Genomic DNA, 11,146 nt, shown 5'->3' with positions numbered 1-11,146 from the left:
TATATGAGAGAAAAGAGTGGATAAGATAATGTTAATAATCAGAGAGAAAAAATTTTATAAGTTAATTTTAAGTATTGCTTTATCTATTGCAATAAAAAACTTAATTACATTTGCAGTAAGTATGCTTGATACTATGATGCTAGGATCCTTAGGAGAAGTTCAACTATCAGTAGCATAAGTTGAAAAAAATTATTCTTCATATTAATGAGATTAACATTTGGACTAGCTGGGGTAAATGATATTATTTTTTTATGGCTTGTAGCAATATCTTGTGGATTTATCACAGCCCTTGTATTAAAATAGCCAATTGCAGCAGTGTTTTTTGTGGTAAAAAGTAATGAGGTAATAAAATCAATTATTGCAGTTGTAAGAGTTTTAAGTGGTAAGTGGGTAAGGAATGTAACAAGGGAATTTTAGCCTAAAAGAGTTTAAGATTTGGATTATAATGATATAATTGCCAGTATTATTTTACATAAATAAGAGCAATCTAATTAATGTAATTATCTATTACATTAATTTATTTAAGCGAGGTGAAGATAGTTTGGCAAAGAATAGAAATGAAAAAAAACCTAAACAGAAGAAGAAGGCTAAAACAAAAATTGTTCAAAATGATGAATTACAATAATTTATTATAGAAATATGCATATGAAAAAAGCTTATTAAAGTGATTTTTCATATGCATTATTTTTTTTATTTAACTTATTATTAATAATTGTAATCTAGTTATTGTTATACAAAGGAAAACTATTAGAGCAAGAATTAAAGAAATGGAATTAGTTGATCATAAGATTATTTTAGAAGCTGAAAATTAAAATAATTTATGCTATAATTTATACAAGTTTAAATTTAGGAGGTATATTATGCCAGTTAAGATGTTACATACTTGTGTAAGAGTTATGGATTTAGAAAAATCGTTAGAGTTTTATAAGAATGCTTTAGGTCTTGTGGAAACAAGAAGAAAGGATTTCCCGGATCATAAATTTACATTAGTTTATTTATCAGATGCCCCAGGTGGTTATGAAGTAGAGCTTACTTATAACTATAATCCAGAAGTTCCTTATGATTTAGGAAATGGATTTAGTCATATTGCTATAGCTCATGATGATATTGAAGATTTAAGAGAAAAACATATTAAAATGGGATACGAAGTTACTGATTTAAAGGGGCTTCCAGGAGAAAAGCCTCATTATTACTTTGTAACTGATCCAGATGGATATAAGGTTGAAGTTATAAGAGGATAATTGATTTAAGAAGTAAGAGGTGTATAGAAATTCCTTAGGAGTTTGTATAAATTTCTTTGCTTCTTATTTTTTTAGGAGTTTTACTGATAGTATTTAAAATATTTCAGTATATAAAAGAACAATTATATTAGTGGGAAAGAGTAAATATAATGTATAGTTTATGTTCGATCAATTATATGTTTACTGATATTTGGTAGTGAGTATTTTTAAGTATTTTATTAGGAAGGGTATGTTATATGATAATTGTACAAGTTTTTGTCTAAGATAAATAATAGAAGTTTATATTTAGTGAGTTTTTTATAATATAAAGAAAAATAATATAAAATATAAGTAGTATACTATTAAAAATAGATATGAAAGGTAATACAATATGGAAGAAATAAAAAAAATAACTATTAGAGGCAAGGAAGATAAAGATGAAAGATTTTTTTCAAGCAAGGAGATAGAAAAATTAAAGCGTGCGCAAGAAGAAGTAGTTTGGTTGCTTAATAGAAATTATCCTATTAGTAATATAATTGATTTTGTAGGTGGAAGACATCAATTTTCTACAAGGCAACGCATGGCAATTAGAAGAGCAAGTTGTTCAATCAAGGATTTAGAATTGAGGCAAGATAAAGAGATAAGTGTATCTAGATTAAAAGGAAAAACTATAAATATAGATGCATTTAATTTTATTATTTCTCTTGAGGTGGCATTGTCTAAAGGGGTATTAATAAAGTGTATGGATGGATCTATAAGAGATTTAGCAGGACTAAGGGGTACTTATAGATTGATCGATAAAACATATGATGTATTAGAAATTTTAGGGAAAGCTTTTAGCAGTCTTGAATTAGAATGTGTTAACTTTTATATAGATGCGCCTGTTTCTAATTCAGGAAAGCTTAAAATGGCGATTTATAAAGCAGCTGAGAATTGGAGTGTTAATGTAAATGTTTATATAGTTATTAACCCTGATATTATACTTGAAAAAAGTAATTATGTTGTAAGTAGTGATTCTATTATTTTAGATAAATGTGATGGATGGACTAATTTAGTTAGTTATATTATTAAAGAATATATTGATGATGCCTGGATTATTAATTTAGGATAAATACAATAGTGAAAAAGTAAATACATTAAACTTATATTATTTAATTGAAGTGTGTCTTTAAATATTAAAAAATGATTTGAAAGTATCTTTCATGATATATAGTTTTATTTTATGCATAATATATGCAGAACTCTATTGTAAAGGTACTATTATAGATATATAATAAAATAGAGTTATTTATAATAAGTTTAATGTTTGAGGGAAATAGAATGGAAGATAAACATAATGAAGAACATATTCATATATCGAATGATGGCCAGATATATTCACATGTCCATGGTAGTGATAAAAGTCATACTCACAAACATTCACATGAAAATACCAAGGCTATTATTAATAGATTATCACGTGCAATAGGACATTTAGAATCTGTAAAGAGAATGGTACAAGATGAGAGAGATTGCACAGAAGTATTAATCCAGTTGGCTGCAGTAACATCAGCATTGAATAATGCTGGAAAAATTATTTTACAACAGCATATTGAAGGTTGTATAGTTGATGCAGTACAATCGGGAGATAAAAAGGCGATAGATGATTTAAACAAAGCAATAGCACAATTTATAAAGTAGAAAAATATTACTGGTATAAAATAAAGCCAGTGATATTTTTTTTTGCAAAAAAATTACCGGGGGGGAGGGTTGTGAATGATAATATCTATTGATATACTTTCTTGTGGAATATAGTTGTAAGAGGTGTAATATGTTAAAGATATTAAGCGAAATAGAAGAATATTGGACAAATAGAGCTGAAGGATATTCAGAGGTTAATAAAGACGAGTTAGAATCACTTCAAAGAGATAAGTGGTTAAATGAAATTAAAATGCAAATAGGATCAAGTGAAGAGAAATCAAATGATAATATAAGAATATTAGATATAGGATGTGGACCAGGATTCTTTTCTATAATATTAGCGCAGGCTGGATTTAATGTTACTGCAATTGATTATACTAATGAAATGATTGAGAAAGCAAAAGAAAATGCGGGGGACTTAGTGAATAAAATAAAATTTATAAAGATGGATGCACAAAATTTACAATTTAAAGATAACAGTTTTGACGTTATAGTTTCAAGAAATTTAACATGGAATTTAGAAAAACCTGATTTGGCATATAAGGAATGGATTCGAGTATTAAGAGAAAAAGGAATCTTATTGAATTTTGATGCTAATTGGTATCATCATTTATTTGATGATAAAAAGAGAAAAGAATATGAGAATGATAGGAAAAAAGTTGCTGAAAATGGTTTAGAGGATCATTACACATGTACAGATATAGAATCTATGGAAGATATAGCAAGAAGAGTACCGTTAAGCAAAATGATGAGACCACAGTGGGATATTTCAACTTTAAATAAAATTGGAGTAACATCAATAAAGGTTGATTTAGATATATGGAAGAGGGTATGGAGTGAAGAAGAAAAAGCTAATTATGCATCAACGCCTATGTTTTTAGTTAAATGTATAAAGTGATTAAATTAGTTTTGATTATAGAAATATAAAAAACAAAAGGGAGGAAATAAAGCGTTATGGTAAGATACATATGCAAAAGGTTTCTTCAACTTATACCAATTTTGTTTGGAATAACATTTATTACTTTTGCAATGATGAATACTACAACAGTAGATACAGTAGATAAATTAATAGAAAATACTGGTGGAGTAGTTTCTCAAGAGGTAGAAGATAACATGAGAAGTGAATTAGGATTGGATAAGCCATTTTTAGAGCAGTATGGAGAGTGGGTTGTAGGAATTTTTAAAGGTGATATGGGTGTTTCTTATGTTTCTGGAAAGCCAGTATTTACAACAATTATTTCGAAGTTGCCAAATACATTCCTTTTAATGGCTTCATCAATAGTTCTTACAATTCTAATAGCAATTCCAATGGGGATTATTGCAGCAGTTTTTCAAAATAAAATCATTGATTATATTATAAGGATATTAAGTTTTATAGGTAATGCTCTACCAGGATTTTTCTTATCATTATTGTTAATTCTTTTATTTTCTGTGAAATTAAAATGGCTACCAGTAATAGGAACATTAAATAATGTTAATTTTAAGAGCATAATTATGCCAACATTAACACTTTCTGTTGCAATGATATGTAAATATACAAGACAAGTAAGAGCCGTAGTATTAGAAGAATTAAATAAAGATTATGTTAAGGCAGCTTATGCACGAGGAATAGGATATAAAACAATTTTATTTAAAAGTGTTTTAAGATCTTCATTAATGACTATTATTACATTATTAGCTTTATCAATAGCATCTCTTCTTGGAGGAACAGCAATAGTTGAAACTATTTTTATGTGGGATGGAATAGGTAAACTAGCAGTAGATTCTATTAATATGTATGATTATCCTATGATCCAAGCTTATGTAATTTGGATGGCATTTATATATGTAGCAATAAATCTTATATCTGATATTGTGCATCGCTATTTAGATCCACGAATTAGATTAGGAAAGGAATAGTAGTTAAGAATATGAGCAAAAAGAAAAAAACCAAAATTAAATTGATTATATTTGCTAGTATTTGTGCATTAATTTGTTTAATAGCATTAATTTCAGAATATATAGTACCATACGATCCATATGCTCAAAATTTAAGTGAAGCACTTCAATCACCATCCTTAGCACATATTTTAGGAACAGATAGATATGGAAGAGATGTTTTTTCAAGAGTGATAGTAGGTGGAAGAAGTAGTATATTTTCAACATTAACATTAATTTTGATAATTACTACAATAGGAACATCAGTTGGATTATATTGTGGTGTATATGGTGGAATTAGAGATAGTATACTTATGAGAATTGCAGATATGTTTTTAGCATTTCCTGGGATGGTTTTTGCTATTGCAGTTGCATCAGTTCTTGGAGGTGGAATGCAAAGTGCAGTAATTGCATTAGCAGTAATTAGCTGGCCTAAATATGCTAGAATAGCAAGAACACAAGCAATTACACTAAAAACTCAATCTTTTATTGATGCTGCAAGGCTTAATGGTTTGAATAATATAAAAATAATATTTAAGCATATTTTACCTAATACTATGGGTACAATAATTGTAATGGCTGCAGTTGATATTGGTACAATGATGATGGAACTTGCAGCGCTTTCTTTTTTAGGATTAGGAGCTATAGCACCAGCGGCAGAGTGGGGAAGTATGATGAATGATGGAAGAAGTATGATTCAAACATCACCATGGATGATATTAGCGCCAGGTTTAGCTATTTTTATTACAATAATGTGTTTTAATTTACTTGGAGATACAATAAGGGATTATATCGATATAAAATAAATATTTCAAATAAAAAATTTTATTAGAGGGAGGACGTTAAAATGAGAAAAAGAAAACTAATAAGTTTATTAATGGTAGGTTTTATTTTTACATCAATATTAACTGGCTGTGGAAGCAATAAAGGTACTGATAAAGAAACAAATAATAGTAAAATAAATAGTTCTAGTGAAAGTATATTTACTTATGGAACAACAGCTTATGGTCCAGAAATGGGGAATGCAGGTTTAAATCCACATGATAATTATTCAGGCTGGTCAGCAGTAAGGTATGGTGTTGGGGAAACATTATTTAAATTTAATGAAAATATGGAATTAGAACCGTGGCTTGCAACTGATTATGAACAAATTGATGATAATACTATGAAAATTAATTTAAGAGATGATGTTACCTTTTCAAGTGGAAGAAAAATGGATGGCAAATCGGTTAAGGAATGTTTAGAAGATCTTATTTCAGTTCATGATAGAGCTCCAGGTGATTTAGATATAGCTGAAATAGAAGCAGATGGACAAAGTATAACAATAACTTGTAATAAAAAGGTTGTAGATTTATTAAATTATTTAAGCGATCCATATGCTGCAATAATTGATATGGAATATGGTATTACAGAAGATAGAAATGTAGCAGGAACAGGGCCTTTTATTGCAGAGAAAATATCTGATTCAGAAATTGAATTAGTTAAAAATGAGAATTATTGGGGAGGAGAAGTAAAGACAGATAAGGTGATAGTAAAGAGTATTACAGATGGTGATACACTTACAATGGCACTACAAAGTGGTGAAATAGATGCAACACAAGGATTACCATATGCGAGTTTACAATTATTTGAAAATAATAGTGATTATAAAATAAGCTCAACAGATACATCACGTACCTTTTTTGGAGCTATTAATTATGAAAATGTAAATTTACAAGATATAAATGTAAGAAGGGCAATAGCATGTGCTATAGATAAAGAAGGATTTACAGATGTATTATTAAATGGAAATGGAACTCCTGCTGTAGGACCATTCCCTGAAAATTTTTCATTTGGAGATAAAACTGTAACAGCTCCAGAATACAATGTTGATACAGCAAAAGCATTATTAAAAGAATCAGGTTGGGAAGATACAAATGGAGATGGATATGTAGATAAAAATGGAGAAAACTTAACTATAAGATGGTTAACATATCCAGGGAGACAAGAATTACCGCTTCTTGCAGAGTCTGTTCAAGCAACTTTAAAAGAAATAGGAATTGATGTAGAGGTTAATTCAACAGCAAATCATACAGATGTTTTAAAAAGTGGAGATTGGGATATATATGCCAGTGCATTTGTAACGGCACCAACTGGAGATCCTGCATATTTCTTTACAACACATGCATTAAAAGATTCTGCTAAAAATCGTGGGAAATATTATAATGAACAGTTAGAAAATTTATATGATGAAATGAGTAATACATTTGAGGCATCCGAAAGAGGGAAATTGGCAACAAAAATGCAACAAATAATTTTAGATGATGCTTCATTTATTTTTGCATCTCACTTAAAAATGTCGTTTGTAATGAAGTCAAATGTTTCAGGATTTGAAGCGCATCCATCAGATTATTATGAGATTACTGCAAATCTTTCAGTAAAATAGATAGGAGGATATATGAAAAAGCCATTACTACAACTTAAAAATGTATCTATAAAATATAATGATAAACTTGTAGTTAATGATATTTCTTTCACTATATATGAAGGTGAAATACTTGGTATAGTAGGTGAGTCAGGTAGTGGAAAGAGTACAATAATAAAATCTATAATTGGTATCCTTGGAGATGGAGGAGAAATTGTAGATGGTAGTATTATATATGAAGGAAGAGATATTACACATTTAAATAAAAAGGAATTAATTGAGATAAGAGGAAAATCAATTGGAATGATCTTTCAAGATTGTAAGTCTTCTTTTTGCCCAATTAGAACAATTGGAAGTCAATTATATGACTCTATGAGAGCTCATAGAAAAATTAAAAAAAGAGAAGCACTAGTTAAAGGAGAAGAGATTCTAAAGACGTTTAATATTAAAGAAACTAAAAAGTTTCTTAATAGTTATCCTTTTGAATTATCGGGTGGAATGAATCAAAGGGCAGGAATTATGATGGCAATGGCATCTAATCCCAAAATAATATTGGCAGATGAGCCAACTAGTGCATTAGATGTAACAGTTCAAGCAAAGGTAATAGATGAATTAGTGAATTTAAGAAATAAATATGGGACTGCTATAATAATTGTAAGTCATAATATGAGAGTAATATCTTCAATGTGTGATAGTGCATTAGTTATGAAAGAAGGAAAATGTATAGAGTATGATTTAGCAGAAAATATATTTAATTATCCAAGTAGAAGATATACAAAAGAGTTAATTAATGCAACGCCTAAATTGAAGAAAAAGATTGTTTAGTGAGGTGGTAAGTAATGGAAGAGATATTGAAGGTATCATCTATAAAAAAGTCATTTTTGAAAGATGGACAAAGCAATATTGTAATAGATGACGTAAGCTTCACTATTAACGAAGGACAATGCGTTGGAATTGTTGGAGAAAGTGGCTGTGGGAAAAGTACAACTGTTAGAATTATATCAGGATTATTAAATTTTGATGATGGAGAAATTTATTTAGGTGGAAATATATTAAGTAATAAAGCGAAAGTTAGGCTTAAAGAAATACAAGGAAAGATACAAATGGTTTTTCAAAGTCCTACTGAATCCTTTAATCCAAGGATGAAACTAGGTAAATCAATTAAAGAAGCTATGAAAAAAAGTTTAACTTCAGTTGAAAAAGAAGAAAAGTTAAAGATGCTTTTTCAAGAGTGTCAGTTATCATATGAATTAGCGAATAGATATCCTAAAGAGGTAAGTGGAGGACAATGCCAGAGGGCAGCAATTGCTAGAGCATTAGCTAGCGATCCTCAGTTACTTATTTGTGATGAGGCAACAAGTGCACTAGATGTTACAGTTCAATTTAATATTATAAAGTTATTGAAGAATATACAAAAGAATAGAGATATGGCAATACTTTTTATTTGTCATGATATAGCATTAGTACAACAATTTTGTGATTATATATTAGTAATGAAGGAAGGTAAAATAATTGAAGAAGGAAATACTGATGAGGTAATTTTAAATCCAAGAGAAGTATTTACAAAAAATCTTATAAATTCGATTATTTAAATGTAATATGAAAAAAAGTACAACGGAGGATAAAATGAATTATTTAGATGATATAAAAGCTTATTGGAATAGAAGGGCAGAAGGATATTCTATTAGTAATAGGGAAAGTTTAGAAAGTAATGAAAAGAGTGAATATGAAGAATTTCTAAAAAAATATATTTCACCACAAAATAATTTTAAAACTATAGATATGGGGTGTGGTCCAGGTTTTTTAGCAATACTATTAGCAGAATTAGGCTGTGAATCTTATGCATTTGATTGTACGGAAAACATGCTTTTGAAAGCTGAAGAAAATGCAAATGATTTAGGCGTTAAAATTCACACTATTCAAGGTGATGCACAAAATCCTACTTTTGAAGATAATACCTTTGATTTATTAGTAAGTAGAAATGTAATATGGAATTTGGAGAATCCTGAAAAGGCATATAAAGAGTGGATTAGGATATTAAAACCAGGTGGGAAATTAATAATATTTGATGGAAATCATTATTGTTATATGTTTGATGAAAGATATATGGAAGAAAGAAAAAGTATTACTCATATAAATGATCATAAAAATATGATGGGAGTAAGTACTGAATCTATAGATAAAATAGCTTATAATTTACCATTAAGTAAAATAATACGTCCACAGTGGGATAAAAATATGTTAGAATCTTTAGGGTGTAGAATTGTTGATATTGAGATAAATGAAATATCATATAAAAGTAAAGAAAATGAAGATATGAAATTAATAAAAAGTTTTATAATTATTGCTGAAGTAAAATGATTACTAAAAGTAACGAGAGAGTGATGAGTATATGTCAGTATATCAATTAAGTGATGAAATAATGTTTCCAAATCCTGATTTAGCAGAAGAGGATGGATTATTAGCAATTGGTGGAGATTTAAGTTTTGAAAGGCTTATTTTAGCTTATTGCAATGGTATTTTTCCATGGTACAGTGAAGGTGAACCAATTTTATGGTGGTGTCCAAAACCAAGATTTATAATAGAACCAAGTGCGATTAATATTTCAAAATCCATGAAAAGGGTCTTTAATAAAGGTGAGTTTAAGGTTACTTTTGATAAAGATTTTAATGGTGTAATAAAAAACTGCAAAGAACTTAGAGAAATTAAAGAAGGTACATGGATAACTAATGAAATAATGGAAGCGTATATCAACTTACATAAAAAAGGTTTTGCCACAAGTGTTGAGGTATATAAAGATCAAGAACTTGTAGGAGGACTTTATGGTGTTAAGATAGGAAGGTGTTTCTTTGGTGAAAGTATGTTTTCAAAGGAAAGCAATGCATCTAAAGTAGCTTTAATAAGCATCTGTAAAAAGCTTGAGGAAGAGGGATATATTTTTCTGGATTGTCAAATGCATACAAACCATTTAGAAAGTATGGGTGGAAAGTTTGTAACTTGGGAAGAATTTAAGAAAATGTTACAAGAAGGATTAGCATTGTAAATATCAAAACATTAATATAAAAATAAGGAGATATTACTAAGAATATCTCCTTATTTTTATATTAATGTTTTAATAGTTTTCTTTAAATAATTGAATTATTTAACATATACTCCTTCCAATTTCCGTTAGGAAGGTAGATTGCTTCATTATCAAAAAGTTTGTCTCTATCTTTATTATAAAAATACACATAACATAGTTCGTTTTGATTATTTTGAAGATCTTGAACTTCTAAAAGCATTTTATGGTATTCATTTTCAGAATTTCCTTCACTTATAAAGCCCTCCATTTTATCAAGTGCCTTCATAGTAGAATCATAATCCTCTTTATTAATGACCATTATTTCACCTAATACATAATCTCCACCTGGAACTATTGCAGGATAACCTTTATAGGGCATATGATATAATCTAATATTATTTAATTTGCCTTCTTTTTTCTTAAAAATCTTTCCGGCTAAAAACTTATCATAATTATAAAATCCTTCTCTTAAGCTTCCGTAAACAAAAAAATTAATATTTTTCATTAGTAATTTTCACCACCTATTTTCTAGAAAAAAATTATCTGAAGATTATTTATAGTTTCCCACAAGCTATATGGGTTGATACTGAAAAAATTATACTAAATAATATTTTAACTGTAAATAATAAAAGGGATATATTAGAATTATATATAGTGAAGTTTATGATATATGTAAATTATAAATGAAACAGTATTGAGGAAGAGATTATAAATTAAAAAATAAGTGATAATTGTAATATAAAAGATTTAATTTTAAGCCTAAATAATAAAAAGTGTTAATATTATAAAAATAGTAATAAAAAAGAAAAGGGGCTGTATCAAAATAAATTTTGATAATAGCCGATAAAAAAAGGAGGGTTCGAA

General features: G+C 28.3%; 13 protein-coding genes. 12 read left to right on the top strand and 1 reads right to left on the bottom strand.

Translation table 11 applies throughout. The features are described from left to right. Positions 1-16: 16 nt before the first annotated feature. From I4V63_RS07740 to aat, 12 genes are all read left to right on the top strand, one after another. Positions 17-178, top strand: coding sequence for a hypothetical protein (locus I4V63_RS07740; RefSeq protein ID WP_196000723.1), 162 nt, complete (start codon positions 17-19; stop codon positions 176-178). Positions 179-860: 682 nt separating this feature from the next. Further along, positions 861-1,241 carry a VOC family protein gene (locus I4V63_RS07730; RefSeq protein ID WP_196000722.1) on the top strand — a complete coding sequence of 127 codons (381 nt, stop codon included), beginning with the start codon at positions 861-863 and terminating at the stop codon, positions 1,239-1,241. A gap of 370 nt (positions 1,242-1,611) precedes the next feature. Continuing rightward, on the top strand, positions 1,612-2,331 hold the full coding sequence (locus tag I4V63_RS07725; protein WP_196000721.1) for a DUF434 domain-containing protein: 720 nt from the start codon (positions 1,612-1,614) through the stop codon (positions 2,329-2,331). 209 nt (positions 2,332-2,540) lie between these two features. Then, complete coding sequence (locus tag I4V63_RS07720) at positions 2,541-2,900, top strand: metal-sensing transcriptional repressor (protein ID WP_196000720.1); 360 nt, start codon at positions 2,541-2,543, stop codon at positions 2,898-2,900. A gap of 130 nt (positions 2,901-3,030) precedes the next feature. After that, positions 3,031-3,798: a class I SAM-dependent methyltransferase gene (locus I4V63_RS07715; RefSeq protein WP_196000719.1), complete on the top strand. Its 768-nt coding sequence runs from the start codon at positions 3,031-3,033 to the stop codon at positions 3,796-3,798. Between the two features lie 56 nt (positions 3,799-3,854). Next, complete coding sequence (locus tag I4V63_RS07710) at positions 3,855-4,799, top strand: ABC transporter permease (protein ID WP_196000718.1); 945 nt, start codon at positions 3,855-3,857, stop codon at positions 4,797-4,799. Positions 4,800-4,810: 11 nt separating this feature from the next. Further along, a complete protein-coding gene (gene nikC / locus I4V63_RS07705) occupies positions 4,811-5,623 on the top strand; it encodes a nickel transporter permease (RefSeq protein ID WP_196000717.1) in 813 nt (270 codons plus the stop codon). A 41-nt stretch (positions 5,624-5,664) separates the two neighbouring features. Then, positions 5,665-7,242 (top strand): ABC transporter substrate-binding protein, encoded by a 1,578-nt coding sequence (locus tag I4V63_RS07700; RefSeq protein WP_196000716.1) that lies wholly within the window; start codon positions 5,665-5,667, stop codon positions 7,240-7,242. Between the two features lie 12 nt (positions 7,243-7,254). After that, on the top strand, positions 7,255-8,046 hold the full coding sequence (locus tag I4V63_RS07695; RefSeq protein WP_196000715.1) for an ABC transporter ATP-binding protein: 792 nt from the start codon (positions 7,255-7,257) through the stop codon (positions 8,044-8,046). Positions 8,047-8,060: 14 nt separating this feature from the next. Then, positions 8,061-8,813: an ABC transporter ATP-binding protein gene (locus I4V63_RS07690; RefSeq protein ID WP_196000714.1), complete on the top strand. Its 753-nt coding sequence runs from the start codon at positions 8,061-8,063 to the stop codon at positions 8,811-8,813. A gap of 34 nt (positions 8,814-8,847) precedes the next feature. After that, complete coding sequence (locus tag I4V63_RS07685) at positions 8,848-9,582, top strand: class I SAM-dependent methyltransferase (protein WP_196000713.1); 735 nt, start codon at positions 8,848-8,850, stop codon at positions 9,580-9,582. A 31-nt stretch (positions 9,583-9,613) separates the two neighbouring features. Then, positions 9,614-10,264, top strand: coding sequence for a leucyl/phenylalanyl-tRNA--protein transferase (aat, locus tag I4V63_RS07680; RefSeq protein WP_196000712.1), 651 nt, complete (start codon positions 9,614-9,616; stop codon positions 10,262-10,264). Between the two features lie 82 nt (positions 10,265-10,346). Here the strand turns inward: aat and I4V63_RS07675 are convergent, their stop codons facing one another. Next, complete coding sequence (locus I4V63_RS07675; RefSeq protein WP_196000711.1) at positions 10,347-10,787, bottom strand: gamma-glutamylcyclotransferase family protein; 441 nt, start codon at positions 10,785-10,787, stop codon at positions 10,347-10,349. Positions 10,788-11,146: the final 359 nt, after the last annotated feature.

The organism is Clostridium sp. 1001271B_151109_B4 (assembly GCF_015670405.1).
Taxonomy (GTDB): Bacteria; Bacillota; Clostridia; order Clostridiales; family Clostridiaceae; genus Clostridium.
This window is presented reverse-complemented; position numbering and strand designations above follow the sequence as displayed.